The sequence below is a fragment of the Azospirillum sp. FG154 genome (assembly GCF_057809575.1).
The window spans coordinates 19,076-38,344 of record NZ_JBMDKF010000008.1 but is presented as its reverse complement, the minus strand read 5'-3'; the positions used below and the strand labels follow the sequence as shown (position 1 = coordinate 38,344).

The 19,269-nt window shown below is 66.8% G+C and carries 18 protein-coding genes; 15 read left to right on the top strand and 3 right to left on the bottom strand.

The features are described from left to right. Positions 1-8: 8 nt before the first annotated feature. The 3 genes from ACODS4_RS11465 to ACODS4_RS11455 all read left to right on the top strand — a co-directional run bounded on the left by ACODS4_RS11465 (position 9) and on the right by ACODS4_RS11455 (position 4,389). Positions 9-3,119 (top strand): efflux RND transporter permease subunit, encoded by a 3,111-nt coding sequence (locus tag ACODS4_RS11465; RefSeq protein WP_488863679.1) that lies wholly within the window; start codon positions 9-11, stop codon positions 3,117-3,119. Positions 3,120-3,217: 98 nt separating this feature from the next. Continuing rightward, positions 3,218-3,382, top strand: a complete 165-nt coding sequence (locus tag ACODS4_RS11460; protein ID WP_488863677.1) for a hypothetical protein — start codon at positions 3,218-3,220, stop codon at positions 3,380-3,382. Further along, complete coding sequence (locus ACODS4_RS11455) at positions 3,379-4,389, top strand: SH3 domain-containing protein (protein WP_488863675.1); 1,011 nt, start codon at positions 3,379-3,381, stop codon at positions 4,387-4,389. The genes ACODS4_RS11460 and ACODS4_RS11455 overlap by 4 nt, the downstream gene beginning before the upstream one ends. A 47-nt stretch (positions 4,390-4,436) precedes the next feature. Here ACODS4_RS11455 and ACODS4_RS11450 read toward each other — a convergent pair whose 3' ends face one another. Continuing rightward, entirely contained in the window at positions 4,437-4,886 is a 450-nt protein-coding gene (locus tag ACODS4_RS11450; RefSeq protein ID WP_488863673.1) for a TadE/TadG family type IV pilus assembly protein, read from the bottom strand. A gap of 366 nt (positions 4,887-5,252) precedes the next feature. Here ACODS4_RS11450 and ACODS4_RS11445 point away from each other — a divergent pair, with 366 nt between their 5' ends. Next, a complete protein-coding gene (locus ACODS4_RS11445; protein ID WP_488863671.1) occupies positions 5,253-6,590 on the top strand; it encodes an exonuclease domain-containing protein in 1,338 nt (445 codons plus the stop codon). Between the two features lie 18 nt (positions 6,591-6,608). Here the strand turns inward: ACODS4_RS11445 and ACODS4_RS11440 are convergent, their stop codons facing one another. Then, positions 6,609-7,235, bottom strand: coding sequence for a LysE family translocator (locus ACODS4_RS11440; RefSeq protein WP_488863669.1), 627 nt, complete (start codon positions 7,233-7,235; stop codon positions 6,609-6,611). A 224-nt stretch (positions 7,236-7,459) separates the two neighbouring features. On the opposite strand from ACODS4_RS11440, the gene ACODS4_RS11435 reads away from it, so the two are divergent. Then, positions 7,460-8,458, top strand: coding sequence for a BMP family lipoprotein (locus tag ACODS4_RS11435; protein ID WP_488863667.1), 999 nt, complete (start codon positions 7,460-7,462; stop codon positions 8,456-8,458). Between the two features lie 13 nt (positions 8,459-8,471). Continuing rightward, positions 8,472-10,013, top strand: a complete 1,542-nt coding sequence (locus ACODS4_RS11430; protein ID WP_488863665.1) for an ABC transporter ATP-binding protein — start codon at positions 8,472-8,474, stop codon at positions 10,011-10,013. Between the two features lie 139 nt (positions 10,014-10,152). Here ACODS4_RS11430 and ACODS4_RS11425 read toward each other — a convergent pair whose 3' ends face one another. Then, positions 10,153-10,581, bottom strand: a complete 429-nt coding sequence (locus ACODS4_RS11425) for a VOC family protein (RefSeq protein ID WP_488863663.1) — start codon at positions 10,579-10,581, stop codon at positions 10,153-10,155. Between the two features lie 122 nt (positions 10,582-10,703). On the opposite strand from ACODS4_RS11425, the gene gcvA reads away from it, so the two are divergent. The 9 genes from gcvA to ACODS4_RS11380 all read left to right on the top strand — a co-directional run bounded on the left by gcvA (position 10,704) and on the right by ACODS4_RS11380 (position 19,181). Further along, positions 10,704-11,588, top strand: coding sequence for a transcriptional regulator GcvA (gcvA, locus tag ACODS4_RS11420; RefSeq protein WP_488863661.1), 885 nt, complete (start codon positions 10,704-10,706; stop codon positions 11,586-11,588). Between the two features lie 81 nt (positions 11,589-11,669). Beyond that, a complete protein-coding gene (locus tag ACODS4_RS11415; protein WP_488863659.1) occupies positions 11,670-12,830 on the top strand; it encodes an ABC transporter permease in 1,161 nt (386 codons plus the stop codon). Positions 12,831-12,833: 3 nt separating this feature from the next. Beyond that, complete coding sequence (locus ACODS4_RS11410; protein WP_488863657.1) at positions 12,834-13,808, top strand: ABC transporter permease; 975 nt, start codon at positions 12,834-12,836, stop codon at positions 13,806-13,808. A gap of 4 nt (positions 13,809-13,812) precedes the next feature. Further along, positions 13,813-14,244 (top strand): cytidine deaminase, encoded by a 432-nt coding sequence (cdd, locus tag ACODS4_RS11405; protein ID WP_488863655.1) that lies wholly within the window; start codon positions 13,813-13,815, stop codon positions 14,242-14,244. 16 nt (positions 14,245-14,260) lie between these two features. Beyond that, a complete protein-coding gene (locus ACODS4_RS11400) occupies positions 14,261-15,091 on the top strand; it encodes a purine-nucleoside phosphorylase (protein WP_488863653.1) in 831 nt (276 codons plus the stop codon). Next, a complete protein-coding gene (deoC, locus tag ACODS4_RS11395; protein ID WP_488863651.1) occupies positions 15,091-15,906 on the top strand; it encodes a deoxyribose-phosphate aldolase in 816 nt (271 codons plus the stop codon). The genes ACODS4_RS11400 and deoC overlap by 1 nt, the downstream gene beginning before the upstream one ends. 20 nt (positions 15,907-15,926) lie before the next feature. Next, entirely contained in the window at positions 15,927-17,243 is a 1,317-nt protein-coding gene (gene deoA, locus ACODS4_RS11390; RefSeq protein ID WP_488863649.1) for a thymidine phosphorylase, read from the top strand. 5 nt (positions 17,244-17,248) lie between these two features. Next, complete coding sequence (locus tag ACODS4_RS11385) at positions 17,249-18,139, top strand: DMT family transporter (RefSeq protein ID WP_488863647.1); 891 nt, start codon at positions 17,249-17,251, stop codon at positions 18,137-18,139. 115 nt (positions 18,140-18,254) lie between these two features. Then, a complete protein-coding gene (locus tag ACODS4_RS11380) occupies positions 18,255-19,181 on the top strand; it encodes a DMT family transporter (protein WP_488863645.1) in 927 nt (308 codons plus the stop codon). Positions 19,182-19,269 lie beyond the last annotated feature (88 nt).

Here is a 19,269-nt window from a genome sequence, read left to right as displayed (position 1 = left end):
ACAAAAGAATGTTTCAAGCGCTCGTTGGGATCTGTCTGCATCAGCGTGTCCCGGTTCTGATTCTGACCCTTCTCCTCGCCATTTGGGGGGTGGTGATCGGTCGTGACATGCCGATCGCCCTGTTGCCGGAATTGCACCAGCCGGTCGTCACCGTGGTGACGGAGGCTGGCGGTCTGGCCCCGGAAGAGGTGGAACAGCTTGTCACCTTCCCGCTGGAAACCGTTCTGAACGGCATGCCCGGCGTGTCGCGGGTGCGCAGCGTGTCCAGCCCCGGTTTCTCGCTGATCTACGCGGAATTCCAGTGGGGCACCGATCCCTACCGCAACCGCCAGATCGTGACCGAACGCATCGGCATGGTGCGCGACCGCTTGCCCGATTCAGTGACGCCGCAATTGGCGCCGATGTCGTCGGTGGCGGGCCTCATCATGCAAATCGCGCTGACCACCGACGGCCCGGACATGATGGCCTTGCGCGAGCTGGCCGATTGGACGATCCGCCCACGGCTGATGGCGGTGGAAGGGGTGTCCCAGGTCTACACGGTCGGCGGCGACGTTCGGCAGTTCCGTTTCACCCCGGATCTGGGGCGTTTGCGCACGCTCGACATCAGCATCACCAAGGTCGAACAGGCGTTGAGCGCCTTTGGCGCCAACAGCAGCGGCGGTTTCAACGATCTGCACAATTCCGAATTCATCATCCGCAACGTCAGCCGCAGCCGCAGCCTCGAAGACATCCGCAACCTCGTCGTCACCTACCGCGAGGAGAAGCCGGTGCTGCTGAGCCAGCTTGGCGAGGTTGGCTTCGCGCCAAAGGTCAAGCGCGGCGACGGCAGTTTCAATGGGCGTCCGGCGGTTCTGCTGTCGATCCTCAAGCATCCCAACGCCAACACCGTCAACACGGCGGCGGCGGTCGAGGCGATGATGAAGGGGCTGGCCCCCAGCCTGCCGCGCGGCGTTCACGCCGAACAGATCTCCTACAGCCAAGCGGAACTCATCAGCGACTCCATCGACACCGTCAAGCATGTGCTGCGCGACGCGATCATCATCGTGGTGATCGTGCTGCTGGCCTTCCTGATGAACGTGCAGACGACTTTGATCGCCATGCTGTCGATTCCGATCTCGCTGCTGGTGACGATCATCACCTTTCATCTGATGGGCGCGACGATCAACACCATGACGCTGGGCGGCATCGCCATCGGCATTGGTCAGTTGGTTGATGATTCGGTGGTGAACGTCGAAAACATCCTGCGGCGTTTGACGGAAAATCGAGAGCGGCGTTTGCCGCGCCCGGTTTTGACGGTGATCGCCGACGCTTCGGGCGAAGTGCGGTCGGGCATCGTCTACGCGACGATGATTATTCTTCTCGTCTTCATGCCGTTGTTCTTCATGCCGGGCGAGCAAGGGCGGTTGTTCGGGCCGCTTGGCTTGGCGTACATCGTGTCGATCTTCGCCAGCCTCGTGGTGTCGATGACGCTGACGCCGGTCTTGTGCTCCTACTTCCTGCCCGCGATGAAGGAGCTGGGCGCGTCCTATCACAGCAAGCCGGTCATGATGATGAAGGCCGCGAACCTTCGGGCGCTCAACTGGGCGCTGGATCATCAAAAAAGCCTGTTGTTGGCCGCCGTCGGGCTGGTGACGGTGGCGGCGATGACGTTGCCGTTTCTGCCCCGCTCTTTTCTGCCGCCCTTCAACGAAGGGACGTTGTACGTCCAGGTGATGAACAAACCCGGCATCTCGTTGACCGATTCGGTGCGGATCGGTCAAATGGCCGAACAGTTGATCCTTCAGGTGCCGGAAGTCATCAGCGTGTCGCGGCGGACCGGCCGCAACGAGAATGACGAGGACGCCGATCCGGTCAGCTCCAGCGAGTTTCCCATCCGCATCGCGCTGGGCAAGCGCAGCCGGGGCGAGGTCATTGAGGATCTGCGTCATCGCCTGTCCATTCTGCCGGTCGATCTGACGGTGACGCAGTTTCTGACGTCGCGCATGCAGGTGGCGCAGAACGGCGTGCGCGGCGCCATCGTGCTGAAAATTTACGGCGACGATCTCGGCACGCTGCGTGTGTTGGCGGAGAACTTCCAACAGCGCTTCTCGGAAATTCCGGGTTTGCTCGATCTGTTGGTCGAACAGCAGGTTCGGGTGCCGCAGATCCGCATCACCATGGATTACGCCCGCGCCAAGCTGTTCGGCGTGACGCCGGCGGCGATGACGCAGGCGCTGGAAAGCCTGTCGAACGGGCGGGTGGTGTCGCAGGTGATCGACGACGGCAAGCGGTTCGACGTGCTGATGAAGCTGTCGGACGCCGACCGTTCGATGGAAGCCTTGGCGCAACTGCGCATGGAAACCCCGGCGGGTTATGTGCCGTTGTCCTCCATCGCCGCCGTGGTCAACACCGACGGCCCCAACCAGATCATGCGCGAAAACGGCCTGCGCCGCATCGCGGTGACGGCCAACACGGATGGGTCGGATCTGTCGGCCATCGTCGCCAAGATGCGCGCGGCCATCGCCGCGACGCCGCTGCCCCAGGGCTACAGCACCAATCTTGAGGGCAGCTTCCGCCAAGAGGAAGACGGCCGTGGCGTCATGGCCGCGCTGGCGACGCTGTCCGCCGCCATGGTGTTTTTGGTGCTCTACCAGCGTTACCGTTCGGCGGTGTTGACCATCATCATCATGGGCAACATCCCGCTGGCTTTGATCGGCAGCGTCGGCGCCTTGTGGCTGTTCGGCGAGGATCTCAGTTTGGCCGCGATGATCGGCTTCATCGCCGTCGCCGGCATCGCCGTGCGCAACGGCGTGCTGAAGATCAGCCATTTCATCAACCTCGCTTTGCACGACGAGGTGCCGATCGGGCGCGAATTGGTGGTGCGGGGCTGTGACGAACGGCTGATGCCGGTTATGATGACGGCGCTGTCGGCGGGTTTGGCGTTGATCCCGCTGCTGATCGTGTCGGACGCGCCGGGCGGCGAAATTCTCCATCCGGTGGCTCTGGTCATTTTCGGCGGCCTCATCAGCTCGACCATGCTGGACACGCTGACGACGCCGGTGCTGTTTCACCGCTTTGGTCATCCCTCGTTGGAACGGCTGCTCAGCCAGACCGGCGATCTCGCCGTCCAAACCTACTGACCCAACCGGGAGGGAGCTTACGCATCATGGGGCCGTTTTCTCTCACCACGGCGGTGGTCGCCGCGTCCTTGATTGGGACCGTGGCAATTGACGTTGGCATGAACACGCTTCAAAACTGGTACGACACCTTCTACGCGGACGCCTTGTGGAGCAGTCGCCCGGTCAACGGCGAGCTTGACCGTCAGTTGAAGAAGGAAGAGGCCGAGATCGACAAGCTGATGCGTGAAGAAAATTTCGTGAGCGAGGAGCCGGAAGCCCGATGACCCGACCGCCGTCATTGTCCCGCGTCCGCAGCGTCGCGGTCGTCGCTCTAACCATTGGCGCGTTGGGTGTGGCCGTTTGCAACCCCGCTGCGGCGCAGACCGCGCGTCCCACGGCTCCGGCGTCGACTGAATCGGTGCGGCTTGAGCCGTTGAGCGGCGCCTATGTCGCGGTGGCGCGGATCAATCTGCGCCAGCAGCCAAGCCAGCAGGGCGCGCGGATTGGTCAGATCGATTCCGGCGCCAAGGTCGTGGTCACGGGCAAGGTGGTCGATTCGCCGTGGTACGCGGTGACGCGTGAGGATGGGCGGCGCGGTTATGTCTTCGCCGACCTGTTGCGTCCGGTGGACCCGCCTGCGGTTCCGGCCCCGGTCGCGGAGGTCGCCCCGGCGACGGCTTCCGCGCCAGAGGCCGTTCCGGCCCCAGCCCCAGCCCCAGCTTCGCCGCCGCCCGCCGCCGCCTCGCAACCGGAACCGGTCGCGGCGGCGTTGAACGAGCGGCTGAACAGCATGGATTCGGCGCTGGCCGACATCCGCAAGCAAATTGGCGCCAGCCCGGCGGTCAAGGGGCTGGAGGAGCGTCAGCAAGCCTTGGAAAGCGCCATCGTCGCGCTGCGCGAGGATGTGGCGGGCCTGCGTGGCGCGGCGAGCGAGGGGGACAAGCCCGGCGGCTTTTTGGATCGCCTGATGGCGCTTCAGGAACAGGTGTCCGCGCAAATCGCCGAGCAGAAGGCCGATCTGAAGAACCTCTCCAAACGCCTGGACGAGGCCGAGGAATGGCTGAAGCCGGTCAAGGAGTGGACCGACAAGACCATCAGCGACATGCGCCCGCCCGTTGGTTGGATGGAATGGCTGCTGTCGGGGCCGACCGCCGCCTGGTCGTGGTTGAGCAATGGCTGGTGGTGGCAAGGTCCCGCCGTCGCCCCCACGAATGGGACGTCGGAGACGCCGGTTTCACCCTTGCGTCTTCCCGATTCGCCGCCGCCCGCCCGCGCCACCATCATGGGGTGAGGCGTCGGCGCCGCAGTCTGATTTGACCAAGGTCGATGTTTGGTGGATTACAGGGCCTTGCGGGCGTGCAGGCTGGTTCGACGCACGATCGAGTGGGCTTCGACCTTCACGTTGCCGTTGCCGAACAGCTTAAGAAACAGGGCGTTGAGCGAGGCGCTGCCGCTGACGGTCAAGGTGCCGGCGTCCAGGTCGTCGGCGATGGTCAGTTGCGTCGCTTGCGCGCCAAGAAAGCCATTGGGGAAGGCCTTGTCGAAAAAGCTGCGGATGTGGCCGTCGCGTTGGGTGTCGAACATGACGCGCCCACCGGCCAGCGCCGCCGCGTCGACCGCCTGCGACAGACGCGCCTGAACGGCGTAACCGCGTAGGGTGTCGATGGTGCAGCCAACCCCGATTATGACGGGCGCGACCAACGCCAGGAACAAAACCAGCGCCACGCGCCGACCCGTCCGCCGACCCTCGTGCCCACCATAGGGCAGGGGGCGATAGACCAAGGTCATGCCGACCTCCCAAATGAATCAGGGGTGAAGAATGGAGTGATCGCGTTGTGTGTCATGTTCTTAACATGGGATTTCGAGCGCGGGAACACGGAAATTTGACAAAATGGCCACCCAGGTTTCGCAATCAATTGTGTCGTATTTTAGGCTTCCTCCTAGCCCTTTCAGCCTATGGAGGTGAGGGGAAGGCGGTGGCGACAGGAGCATGACGGATTGGGCGTGTTGGTCTTCCCTCGTCTTTGTCGGCGTGTGTGATGGATTGATTGGTCGTTCAATCATGGTGACGCGGGAGCCGACCTTTGCGCTGTGCCTTCGCCGGTCTCCCCGGCTAATGTCGGGCAGGATCACGGGAGCGGGGGAGACGGCCCGATGCTGGGCGGTGCGTGGCGGGTTGCTATGCTGGGGCTGGCGGTCGCCTCGGCGGCGCTGACCGTTCTGGCGGTCGAGCGGATTTCGCAGATCGGGGATGATCGGGCGGCCTATGCGTTGGACATGACGGCGGCGGGCTTGGGACTGTTGGCGCTGTGGGTGACGTTTGCAAAGATGTCTCGGCATTTTCGAGATTTGGGGCGGCTGCGCGACGCTTTGTCGTCCGGGCGGGTCCGGCCCAGCGACGAGGCTTGGCTGGCCGGGCGGCAAGACGAGGTGGGACGAATCGCTCATTTGGCCATTGCGACCGGGCCGCGCGCGGCGGATCGAGCCGTTCCGGGACGGTCGGACAAGAGCCTGTCGGCGGTTCTGGCGTTGGCCGAGGAGCCGTTCGCGCTGTTGGACGAGGGCGGGCGCGTTGAACGTCTGAACGCGGCCGCCGCTCGCCTGCTTGACGGGGCGGAGCCGGGCGGCGACATCGGTCAGTTTTTGATCCGCGCCGATCTCGCCCGCGCCATCGAGCGGGCGCGGGGGGCGGGCGACGCGGTCACGGCTGTGTTGCGCCGTTTGGATGGCGTGGAGCTGTCGGCGCGAGTCGCCGATTTGGGCCTGAACGCCGGAATGGTTTTGGCGTTTCCCCAGCGCGGCCAAAGCGTTTCGGCGGGCGGCGTCGGGAAACGGGCGTTCACCTTCCGGTCGGCGGGCCACCCGATGCCGCTGGGCGATGACGACCCGCTGGCCGCCTTGCCCTTTGTCGTCTTGTGGGTGGCGACCGCCGGCGCCGAACCGGGGGACGGCGCGGTGGTGGCGATTGGCGCGATGCGGTTGGTCGGCGCCCGCGTCTTCCGCACGGTGTCGCTGTCGCTGCTGGTCAATCCGGCGGAACCGATCACGGCGGAAGCCACCCGCCGTCATGGCGTCGACACGGAGCGGGTGGCGGGCGAGCGCCCCTTCGCCGCCGTTTGGCCAACGCTTGCCGAAACGCTGCGCCATTGCGTGGTGGTCGGCGTCGGCGTCGATGCGGCCTTGTCGGCGCTGACGCGGGCCTGCGTTCAAGCGGGTTTGCCGCCCGTGACCGCGCCAGCGCTCGATCTGGGGGCTTTGGCGGTCGCGTTGGAACCGACCCTGGCGGGCGCGTCTCTTGACCAGATGGCTTCGTTTTTCGCGGTCAAGGGCGCCCTTCCCGCCGTTTCGATGGCGGTCGATCCCTTCGCGCAGGTCCGCGTTCAGGCTGAGCTTGCCGCCGCGCTGTTGACCCGTCTGACTGAGCGGGGCGTCGTGACCCACCGGCAGGCGCGGGAATTGATTGCGGCAGAGGAGAAAAAACCGGAAAGCTGAGCGACCGAAGCGGCGTGTTCAGACGTTCGCGGCGATGCCGGTGGCGGCCATGCCCAAAGCCCACAGGCCGAAAGCGGCCAGCGCCACGCCGGTGCAATGGTTGAGCATCACCAGACCCCGGTCGGAAATGCGGTGGCGCACCGCCGCCACCCCGGTGGACAGGGTGAACCACCACAGCGACGACCCCAGAAACACGCCCAGCACCAGGGTGGAGGCCTGCACTTGATCCAATGTGCCGCCCAGGCCGAAACCGGCGAAAATGGCGATGAAGGCCATGATGGTGGCCGGGTTGGTCAGGGTCAGCGACAGGCCGGTCATGAAGCCGCCGATCCAGGTCTTGCTGTCCGGGGCGGCGGCGGCTTCGCGTTCTTCGGCGTCGGGTTTCTGGTGGAAGGTGCGGACGGCGACGATCAGCAGAAAAACGCCGCCGACCAGTTGGAACGTGATCTCGTGCCCGCGCAGAAAGCTGAGGGCGTTGGACACGCCAAAGGCGGCGATGGCGCCGTAAAAAGTGTCGGCGATGGCCGCGCCGAATCCGGTGAAGAAGCCCATCAGCGGCCCGTGCTGAAGCGTGCGGCGGATGCACAGCAGACCAATCGGCCCGACGGGCGCGGCGATGGCGAACCCAAGGACGATCCCCTGCATCAGCACCCACAAGCCTTGCACCGAGCGTCGCCCCCATTCCAAGATTTGCGTTGCGGCGACGATTGGACATGTTCGCCTTCGGCGCGGTCATAAACGCCCCGGCCTCATCCGTCAACCGGGGGCGGTCCCGATTCAACAGGAATGACCGCGCGTTTCTTTGTTGTGCGAATTGATGGGGCGGTTATCCTTTCGGTCAGGTTTCGACATCCCGGAGTGAATGAACCATGACGACTCGTGTTCTTGCGGCGCTGCTGGCCGGTTCGGCTTTGGGGCTGTCGTTGTCGCTGACGGCGCTTCCCGCCCAGGCGGACGATTTCGCTCCGGCGGTTGTGTTCGATCAGGGCGGCAAGTTCGACAAGTCGTTCAACGAGGCGGCCTACAACGGCGCCGAGCGGTTCAAGAAGGAAACGGGGACCGCCTACCGCGAATTCGAGATCACCAACGAAGGCCAGCGCGAGCAGGCGATGCGCACGCTGGTGCGCCGTGGCGCCTCGGTGATCGTCGCCGTCGGCTTCTCGCAGACCGCCGCCGTGGAAAAGGTCGCCAAGGAATCGCCCAACACGAAATTCTGCCTGATCGACGACAAGCTCGACGCCCCCAACGTCCAATCGGTGACGTTCAAGGAGCATGAAGGCTCCTTCCTGGTCGGCATGGCGGCGGCGCTCGCGTCGAAAAGCGGCAAGGTCGGTTTTATCGGCGGCATGGACATCCCGCTGATTCGCAACTTCCTGACCGGCTATGAGCAGGGGGTGAAGCATGTCGCCGCGTCGGACGAGGTGTTCACCAACATGACCGGCAGCACGCCCGCCGCCTGGAACGACCCGACTCGCGGGGCGGAGCTGGCCAAGAGCCAGTTCGGGCGCGGGGCCGACGTGGTGTTCGCGGCGGCGGGCGCCACCGGCCTTGGCGTGCTTCAGGCGGCGGCGGATTCGGGCAAGCTCAGCATCGGCGTGGACAGCAACCAAAATCATGTCCACCCCGGCAAGGTGCTGACCTCGATGGTCAAGCGGGTGGACGTCGTCGTCTATGACTGCATGAAGACCGCCAAGGATGGCTCGTGGAAGCCCGGCCACCGCGTGGTCGGCCTGAAAGAGGACGGGGTCGGCTACGCGCTCGACGCCAACAACCGCCCGCTGATCTCGGCGGACGTCGAAAAGAAGCTGGAAGAGGCCAAGGCGCAGATCATCGCCGGATCGCTGACGGTGAAGCCGTACCAGCCCTGAGGCGCGGCGTTCCATGTCAGAGTCTCATAAGGCGGCGCCGCCGCCCGCGCTGGAGACGGTCGCGGTCAACAAGTGGTTCGGCGCCAACCACGCCAACCGCGACGTGTCGCTGTCGGTTCCCAAGGGCAGCATCCACGGCGTGATCGGCGAGAACGGAGCTGGCAAGTCGACGATCATGAGCATCGTCTACGGCTATCTCCGCGCCGATGGCGGCGACATCCGGGTGAACGGGCGATCCGTCGCCATCCGCAGCCCGCGCGACGCGCTGGGCGTCGGCATCGGCATGGTCCATCAGCATTTCATGCTGGTGGACCCGTTCAGCGTGCTGGAAAACGTCCTGCTGGGGGCGGAGGGGGGCGTCACCCTGTCCGCCGGGCTGGAGCGGGCGCGGGTCGAACTGACCCGGTTGGCCAAGGATTACGGGCTGGAGGTCGATCTTGATCGCCCGGTCGGCGATCTGCCGGTCGGGGCGCAGCAGCGCGTCGAGATCCTCAAGGCGCTCTATCGCGGCGCCGAGATCCTGATTCTCGACGAACCGACCGGCGTCTTGACCCCGCAGGAGGCCGATCACCTGTTCACCATCCTGCGGGCGCTGCGCCAGCAGGGCAAGACGGTCATCATCATCACGCACAAGCTGCGCGAGATCATGGCCCTGACCGACCATGTCACGGTGATGCGGCGCGGGCAGGTGGTCGCCAACGTCGCCACCCGCGACACCAGCCGGGAGCAGTTGGCCGAGCTGATGGTCGGGCGCAAGGTGCTGCTGCGGGTGGACAAGCCCCCGGCGCGGCCCGGCGCCGAGGTTCTGCGCGTCGAGGGCTTGCGGGTCCGCGATCCGTCGGGCGTCGAGCGGGTCAAGGGCGTCGGGTTGACCGTGCGTGCGGGCGAAATCGTCGGCATCGCCGGGGTGTCGGGCAACGGCCAGTCGGAGTTGCTGGAGGCCTTGGCGGGCATGCGCCCGATCCTCGCCGGGTCGGTGCGGCTGCGGGGGGAGGAGTTGGCCGGGCGCCCCGACCGCTTCAACGCCCACGCCCTGCGCCGTCTGGGCGTCGGCCACATCCCGGAGGATCGCCAGAAGGTCGGACTCGTCACCAGCTTTTCGGCGGAGGAATGCTCGATCCTCGGCTTCCACGACGATCCGGCGTGGAACGGTCGGGTTTTGTTGGACCGCGCCGCCGTCGCCGCCAATTGCGCGGCGCAGATGGAGGCCTACGACACCCGCCCGCGCAACGGCGGGCTGAACGCCGCCAACTTCTCCGGCGGCAACCAGCAAAAGATCGTCCTGGCCCGCGAGATCGAGCGGAACCCCGATCTGCTGCTGGTCGGCCAACCGACGCGCGGCGTGGACATCGGCGCCATCGAGTTCATCCACCGGCGGCTCGTCGCCCTGCGCGACCAGGGCAAGGCGATTTTGCTGGTGTCGGTCGAGTTGGACGAAATCCGCGCCCTGTCGGACCGCATCCTGGTGATGTTCGACGGCAATCTGGTGGGCGAGGTCGCGCCCGACCAGGCGGACGAGACGCGGTTGGGCATGATGATGGCGGGGTGCGGGTAGGGGCTGACGCCCTGGCCCCCACCCTAACCCTCCCCCGCGCGGGCGCGGGAGAGGGGACTGAGAAGCGTTTCAATCACGCTTCCTCTCCCGTGTCAGCGGGGGAGGGTTGGGGAGGGGGCACAGCGCGCCCCTTCCAAATTCACTTCGCGAACAATTGCCCCAGATCGGCGAAGGCCTTGAACTCCAGGGCGTTGCCCGCCGGGTCCAGGAAGAACATCGTCGATTGCTCGCCGACCTGCCCCTTGAAGCGGGTGTAGGGTTCGATGACGAATTTGACGCCCGCCGCGCGCAGCCGTTCGGCCAGCGCGTCCCAATCCGCCGGGGACAGGACGACGCCGAAATGCGGCACCGGCACGTCATGGCCGTCCACCGGGTTGTGGTGCGCGCCCGGCGCGTTGTCGTCGCGCGGCTTCAGATGGGCGACGATCTGGTGGCCGTACAGGTTGAAGTCGATCCATTGATCGCTGCTGCGCCCTTCCGGGCAGCCCAGCACCGCGCCGTAGAACTGGCGGGCGACGGCCAGATCATCGACCGGGAACGCGATGTGAAAGGGCGTCACGTTGCTCATGGGTGGGGTCTCGCTCTGGCTGGTGAATGGCTGAGGTCGTCAGCAAAACCCATCCGTTCGGGGTTGACAAACGAGTTCTTGGGCGGCTGTCTATGAGTTGAACTCATGAGTTTCCCACAGCCATGGCCGACCGCTCCCTGCCGTCCCTGAACGCCGTCCGCAGCTTCGTCGCGGTCGCCCGTCATCTCAGCTTCACCAAGGCCGCCCTTGACCTGTCGGTGACGCAGGGCGCGGTGAGCCGGATGATGCAGACCCTGCACGCCGATCTGGGGGTGGAGCTGTTCCGCCGCGTCGGGCGCGGGATCGAACTGACCCCGTCGGGCGAGGCCTTTTACGCCGAAGCGTCGCAGGCGCTGGACCGCATCGCGGCGGCGGCGCGGGCGGTGCGGCAGCAGGATGGCGGGGTGCTGCGGGTCAGCGCGCTGCCGACGCTGGCGCAACGCTGGCTGGTGCCGCGCCTGAAGGGCTTTCAGGCCGAAAATCCCGACATTCTGGTCGATGTCAGCGTCAGCGAACACAACGTCGATTTCTCCAAGGAGCCGTTGGACGTCGCCATCCGATTCGGCGTCGATGGCTGGGCCGGGGCCGTGTCGACGCCGCTGATGGCGGAAACCATCGGCGTGTTCTGCGCGCCGTCGCTGCTGGAGCAAGGGCCGCCGCTGCGCCACCCGTCGGACTTGGCCAAGCACCGGCTGTTGCAGCACACGACGCGGCCCGATTCCTGGCGCGGCTATTTGGGGGCCTTCGGCCTGACCCTGCCGGACTCGGCGCTGTCGCTGGGCTTCGAGCATTTTTTCATGATTATCGAGGCGGCCTCGGCGGGGATGGGGGTGGCGCTGCTGCCGATCTTTCTGGTGCAGGACGATCTGGCCTCGGGACGGCTGGTCCAGCCCTTTTCCGAAACGCTGCGCCAGCGCGGCAGCTACTTCATCGCGCACGCCCCCGGCGCGGAGCGGGCGCGGCGGATCCGCGCGTTCAAAGGGTGGCTGCTGTCGCAGATCGACTGACGGCGAGGCTTTGTAAAATTGTTGGCGCGCTGGCGGATCGACGGTTAAGACTCCACGACGATCATTCTTCGTCGGGGGCGCATGGTGCAAAGCGGGTCAGGGCATAGGCAACTGGGGGGTCAGCCGGGCGCCGTGCCGGGCTGGGTTGGGTACGCGCTGTTGCCGCTGTTGAACCTCGTCGCCGCCTTCGCGCTGTCGGGGCTGGTGATTCTGGTCATCGGCGAGAATCCGATCAACGTCCTGTCGCTGATGCTGACGGAGGCCGTCGGCTATCCCGAGGCCATCGGCTACACGCTCTATTACACGACCGACTACATCTTCACCGGCTTGGCCGTCGCCATCGCCTTTCACTGCGGCCTGTTCAACATCGGCGGCGAGGGGCAAGCCTATTTGGGCGGCTTGGGGGCCGGGTTGGTGGCGTTGGCCCTGACCGGCTGGCCCTGGCCGATTGTGGCGGTGTTGGCCATCGCCGCGTCGGCGCTGCTGGGCGCGGCCTGGGCCTTCATCCCGGCGTGGCTTCAGGCCAAGCGCGGCAGCCACATCGTCATCACGACGATCATGTTCAACTTCATCGCCGCGTCGGTGATGACCTATCTGCTGGTGGACGTGCTGATCCGTCCGGGCAGTCAATCGCCGGAAACCCGCGAGTTCGATCCCGGCGTCTGGTTGCCGTCGATGGAGCGCGCCTTGGGCTGGGTCGGCGTGACGGTCCCGGCCTCCCCCCTCAACCTGTCCTTCCTGTGGGCGCTGGCCTGCTGCGCGCTGTTCCAGATTTTTCTGCGCCACACCCGTTGGGGGTATGAGCTGCGGACGGTTGGACGGAACGAGCGGGCGGCGGTCTATGCCGGAATTTCGCCGTCGCGCAACATCATCATCGCCATGCTGATTTCCGGCGCGTTGGCCGGATTCGTCGGGGTGAACGAGATTCTCGGCGTGCAGCACCGCGTCATTTTGAACTTCACCGGCGGCGTCGGCTTCGTCGGCATCGCCGTCGCCCTGATGGGCCGCAACCACCCCGTCGGCATCATTCTGGCGGCGCTGCTGTTCGGCGTTCTGGCCCAGGGCGGCGGGCAGGTGTCCTTTGAATACCCGACGATCAACCGCGAGCTGGTGATGGTCATCCAGGGGCTGGTGATCCTGTTCGCCGGGGCGATGGAGAATCTGTTCAAGCCGCAGGTGGAGGCGCTGTTCCGCCGCCGCGCGGCGTCCGCCGAACCGGCGGCGGAAGCGGGGAGGGGCTGAACCATGGAGGATCTGTTTCTCCTGATCCTGCAATTGCTGGGCGCGACCATCCGGGTGGCGACCCCGCTGGTTCTGGCCGCCTTCGCCGGGATGTATTGCGAGCGGGCGGGCGTGGTCGACATCGGGTTGGAGGGCAAGATGCTGGCCGGGGCCTTTTTCGCCGCCGCCGCCGCCGCGACCACCGGCAGCCCGTGGCTTGGCCTGCTGGCGGCGATGGCGGCGGGAATCACGCTGGCGCTGATCCATGGCTTCGCCTGCATCACCCACAACGGCAATCAGGTGGTGTCGGGCATGGCGATCAACATTCTGGTCGCCGGACTGGCTCCGACGCTGGCCTACGCCTGGTTCAAGCAGGGCGGCCAGACGCCGCTGTTGTCCGCCTCGGCCCGGCTGCCGTCCATCCAGATGCCGGGCGTCGAGGCGCTCAACGGCGTGCCGGTGTTGGGATCCATTTATCGCGAGCTGATCGACGACACGAATCTGTTGATTTGGGTCACGCTGCTGATCGTTCTGGCCACGCAATGGGCGCTGTACCGCTCGCGCTTTGGCCTGCGGCTGCGCGCGGTGGGGGAAAACCCGGCGGCGGTGGAAACCGCTGGCATTTCCGTCACACGGCTGCGTTATCAGGCTTTGATCGTGACGGGGGCGTTGACCGGCATGGCCGGGGCCTATCTGTCCACCGGCCATGGGGCGGGGTTCGTGCGGGACATGACGGCGGGCAAGGGCTATCTGGCGCTGGCGGCGTTGATCTTCGGCAAATGGCGGCCGGGGCCGACCCTGTTCGCCTGCCTGCTCTTCGCCTTCACCGACGCGGTGCAGGTGCGGTTGCAGGGCGTGCCGCTGCTCGGCATTGGCGTGATTCCGGTGCAGTTCATCCAGATGCTGCCCTATCTGCTGACCGTGCTGCTGCTGGCCGGTTTCGTCGGCAAGGCCATCGCCCCGAAGGCGAGCGGCGTTCCCTATGTCAAGGAGCGGTGAGACGATGGCCGAGTTGGCCCCCCAGATGGACGCTCTGATGGACTCGCTGATTGACGCCGCCCGCGCGGCGCGGCTGAACGCCCACGCGCCCTATTCGCGCTTCAAGGTCGGGGCGGCGATTTTGGGCGAGTCCGGGCGGATTTTCGTCGGCGCCAATGTCGAAAACGCCGCCTATCCGCAGGGGCAATGCGCCGAAAGTTCGGCCATCGGCGCGATGGTGACGGCGGGGGACCGGCGCATCCGCATGATCGTGGTGATGGGCGGGGAGCCGGGCGACCCGCTGTGCACGCCCTGCGGCGGCTGCCGCCAGCGCATCCGCGAATTCGCCGCGCCCGACACGCCGATCCATGTCTGCGACGCGGCGGGGCTGCGGCAAAACTTTACTTTGGACGCCCTGTTGCCGCAGTCGTTCGGCCCTGACAATGTGACGTTCTGAACCGGAGGCTTGAACCATGACCGCTGACCGCGCCGCTGCGGACATTCTCCACCGCGCTCCGGGCCGTCGGCCACGGGTGGGGATCGTGCTGGGGTCCGGCCTGGGCGGGATCGCCGACCGCATCGCCGACTCCGTCGCCATTCCCTACGGCGATCTGCCGGGCTTTCCCGTTCCCAGCGTGTCGGGCCACGCCGGGCGGCTGGTGGTCGGCGGGCTGGGCGGGGTGGACGTCGCCTGCATGCAGGGGCGGGTTCACGCCTATGAAGGCAACGGCTTTGACGCGCTGCGCACGGCGATCCGGGCGCTGAAGCGGGCGGGTTGCGACACGCTGATTCTGACCGCCGCCGTCGGCTCCCTGCGGTTGGAGGTGGGGCCGGGCCGCCTGATGGCGATCACCGACCATCTCAATCTGCTGGGCGCGAACCCGCTGACCGGCCCGAACGACGACTCTTTTGGCGACCGCTTCCCCAGCATGACCGACGCCTGGGATCCGGCCTTGCGCGCGCTGTTGAAGGACGTCGCGGTGGGGCAGGGGCTGGATCTGGCCGAAGGGGTTTACGCCGCCTACGCCGGGCCGTCCTTTGAGACCCCGGCCGAGGTGCGGATGATGCAACGGCTGGGGGCCGACGCGGTCGGCATGTCCACGGTTCCCGAATGCATCATCGCCCGCCATTGCGGGTTGCGCGTCGTCGGCTGCGCCGTCGTCACCAATCTCGGGGTCGGCCTCAGCGACGGGCCGGTCGATCATCACCAGACCCTCAGCGCCGCGTCCGCCGCCGCCGCCGATCTGGAACGGCTGCTGGTCGGCTTCCTGGAACGGCTTCACGAACAGGATGGATCCCGGTGATGAAACTGTCCGACGATCTGCAACGGGCGCTCGACGCCGTGGCGGGCGCGCCGTCTGACGCCGCCGGCGCCCGCCGGGCCATCGCGATGCTCGATCTGACCAGCCTGAACGACGACGACACCGACGCGGCGGTTGAGGCGCTGTGCGCCCGCGCCGACACGCCCGCCGGGCCGGTGGCGGCGGTCTGCGTCTGGCCGCGCTTCGTCCCCACCGCGCGCAAGGCGCTGGACGGCGGGCCGATCCGCATCGCCACCGTGGTGAATTTCCCGAGCGGCGAGGCCGACGCGGCCAGCGTCGTGGCGGAAACGCGCGCCGCCATCGCCGACGGCGCGCATGAGATCGACGTGGTGCTGCCCTACCGCGCCTACATTGACGGCGCGCGCGCCCAGCCGGTGGCGCTGCTGAAAGCCTGCCGCGAGGCCTGCGGCGACAAGGCGTTGATGAAGGTCATTCTGGAATCGGGCCAATTTCCCGACGCCGATCTGCTGGGCTGGGCGTCGCGCGACGCCATCGCGGCGGGGGCTGATTTCCTGAAGACCTCCACCGGCAAGACGCAACCGGCGGCGACCTTGGACGCGGCGGCGGTGATGCTGGACAGCGTCTATGAATCCGGTCAGCCGGTCGGCTTCAAGGCGGCGGGCGGCATCCGCGACGCCGCCGAGGCGGCGATGTTTCTGGCGCTGGCCGATCATCTGCTGGGCGAGGGCTGGGCGACGCCGCAAACCTTCCGCTTCGGCGCGTCGAGCCTGCTGGACGCGCTGCTCGACGCGGCGGGGTTTGGCGGCGCTTCGGCGGCGCCCGCCGCAGGTTATTGAGAGAGAAGAGGGCGGGGCGGATGCTTCCTCAAGAAATCGTTCGGGCCAAACGCGACGGCATGGCGCTCGACGCCGCGACCATTCAGGCGTTCGTGTGCGGCATCACCGACGGGTCGGTGACGGAAAGCCAAGCCTCGGCCTTCGCCATGGCGGTGTTTTTCCGGGGCATGGATCTGGGGGAACGGGTGGCGCTGACCCGCGCCATGCGCGATTCCGGCACGGTGATGGATTGGCGCGGCCTGAACCTGCCCGGCCCGGTGATCGACAAGCATTCGACCGGCGGCGTCGGCGACAAGGTCAGCCTGATCCTCGCGCCGATGCTGGCGGCCTGCGGCGGTTTCGTGCCGATGGTGTCGGGCCGGGGGCTGGGCCACACGGGCGGCACGCTCGACAAGTTCGAGGCGATCCCCGGCTATCAGGCCAAGCCCGACAACGACCTGTTGCGCAAGGTGGTGAAGGAGGTCGGCTGCGCGGTGATCGGCGCCACCGACGACATCGCCCCGGCGGACAAGCGGCTCTACGCCATCCGTGACGTGACGGCGACGGTGGAATCGCTGGACCTCATCACCGCCTCGATCCTGTCGAAGAAGCTGGCCGCCGGGCTTGACGCGCTGGTGATGGACGTCAAGTTCGGCTCCGGCGCCTTCATGCAGCGTTTTGAGGACGCCGAGGCGCTGGCCGAAAGCATCGTCACCGTCGCGGTCGGCGCCGAGTTGCCCGCCGTAGCCCTGCTGACCGACATGAACGAGGTGCTGGGCCACAGCGCGGGCAACGCGCTGGAAATGCGCGAATGCCTGGCCATCCTGCGCGGGGAACCCGCCGAGCCACGGCTGTATGAGGTCACGGCGCGGTTGGCGGCGGAGTTGCTGGCCCTGTGCAAGCTGGCCCCGGACGTGGCGACGGGCCGGGCGATGGCCGACCGGGCGATGAGCAGCGGGCAGGCGGCGGAACGCTTCGCCCGCATGGTCCACGCGCTGGGCGGGCCGTCGGACCTGCTGGAGAATCCCGACCGTTATCTGGACGTCGCGCCGGTCATCCGCCCGGTGTTGGCCGAGCGGGTCGGGCGGGTCGCCGCCATTGACGCCCGCGCCGTCGGCATGGCGGTGGTGGCGCTGGGCGGCGGGCGGACCAAGACAAGCGATCCCATCGACTTCGCCGTCGGCTTCGACACGGTGGCCGGGTTGGGGGCGGAGGTTGGGCCGGGTCGCCAGCCGCTCGCCATCGTCCACGCCCGCACGGAGGCGATGGCCGACGAGGCGGAACGCCGCCTGCGCGCCGCCTTCACGGTGGCGGACGTCGCGCCGCCGCGCGGGCCGTTGATCGCCAAGCGGATCTGACGGCGATGGCCGACATCGCCCTGGGCGTCCATCGGCGCGGCCATTTGCGGGCCATTGGCTTGGCGAGTTTGGGCTTTGGCCTGTTTTCGGCGGGCGACGCCGTGATGAAAATCATGGCCGGGGGCTATCCGCTGCCGCAGGCGGTGTTTTTCAACGCGCTGTTCTCCCTGATTCCCATCATCGGTATGGCGCTGTGGAGCGGCGGGCTGCGTCTGTTGGGGACGCGGCGGCCCGGGTTGCATCTGCTGCGCGCCACCCTGGGGCTTGTCACCGGCTACGCCGGGTATTTCGCCTTCGCCCGCATGCCGATGGCCGACGTTTACGCCATTTTGTTCACCGCGCCGCTGGTCATCACCCTGCTGTCGGCCCTGCTGTTCGGCGAGCGGGTGGATGGTCGGCGCTGGCTGGCGGTGCTGACCGGCTTTGCCGGGGTTCTGGTGATGAACCGGCCCAGCGCCGCCGGGATCGTCAATGTCGGGGCGGTCGGCGCGGCGGTGTGCGCGCTGAGTTACGCCGCCTCGGCCCTCATCATCCAGCACAAGGGCCAGACCGAGCACGCGCTGACCTTTCCCTTTTACGCCAATCTGTTGGCCTTGCCGGTGCTGGGCGGCTTTCTGCCGTCGGTCTATGTGACGCCGTCTTTTGAGGATTTCGCGCTGACGGCGGTGGGCGGGGTGTTGTCCGGGGTGGCGCTGACCTGCCTGTTGACCGCCTTCCGCAACGCCCCCTCGCCAGTGATCGCGCCCTTCCAATATTCGCAAATCCTGTGGGGCGTGCTGTTCGGCGCGCTGCTGTTCGGCGATTGGCCGGAACCGAAGCTGGCGGTCGGCTTGGCGCTGGTGATCGGCAGCGGCCTGTATCTGCTGCGCCGCGAGGCGCGCGACGCCACGGGATGACGGGTTGCCGGGCAAACGGCGCGCCGGGCAGACCTGCGGTGGCGGCATTGGGAAACGGTTGGGTTTGTCCATAATCTGTGCAGCCCCGCCCTGTTCTGTGTCTGCGAGCCGTTTCATGTCCGACGCCGTCAAATGCGCCGATGGCCCATCCGCCGCCCTTCTGCCGATCCAGGCGGATTCGGTTCCCTACGCGGTCGGTTGCTTCCTGGCCTCCATCGTGCTGTTCGCGGCGATGGACACGCTCATCAAGTTTTTGGCGGCGAGCTTTCCGGTGCCGCAACTGATGTTCGTCCGTTCGGCGGTGGCGCTTTTGCTGATCGGCGGCTACGCGCTGACGCGGGGCGGCGGGGTGGCGTCGATGCGGACCCAGCGGCCCTTGGCCCATGTCTGGCGGGCCTTCGCCGGGTTGATCTCCATGGGCTGCTTCTTTTACGCCTTCAAGCATTTGCCGCTGGCCGACGTCTATGTGTTGAATTTCGCCGGGCCGCTGTTCATCACCGCGCTGTCGGCCCCGCTGTTGGGGGAAAAGGTCGGGTGGCGGCGCTGGGCGGCCGTGGTGATCGGCTTTGGCGGCGTTCTGGTGATGGCGCAGCCCAGCAGCGGCGCGCCGACCTTTCCGGTGCTGGTCGGGCTGTGCGCGGCGCTGTTCTACGCCCTGTCGCTGCTGACGGTGCGCGGGCTGTCGAAGACCGAAACGGCGACCTCCATCGTCGTCTATCTGCTGCTGACGACGACGGTGGTCAGCGGCGTCTTGTCGATTCCGGTGTGGCTGGCCCCGACGGCGACCGAATTCGCCCTGATGGCGGCGGTCGGCGCCCTGGGGGCGGTGGCGCAGGTGCTGATTACCCAGGCGTTCCGCCGCGCCCCGCCCGCCGTGGTCGCGCCCTTTGAATACACCGGCATGGTCTGGGCCAGCCTGTTCGGCTATCTGGTGTTCGGCGATCTGCCGACGCCGCCGGTGATCGCCGGGGCCATGGTCATCATCGGCAGCGGCCTCTACATCCTGCACCGCGAGACGGCGGCGGCCAAGCGCGCGGGGTGAGCGGGCCGTTTCAGGCCCCCGTCGTCCACAAGGATTCCGAAAAACGCGGAATAGTTTGTCGGCCCATGCAACAGTGTGCGAACGACAA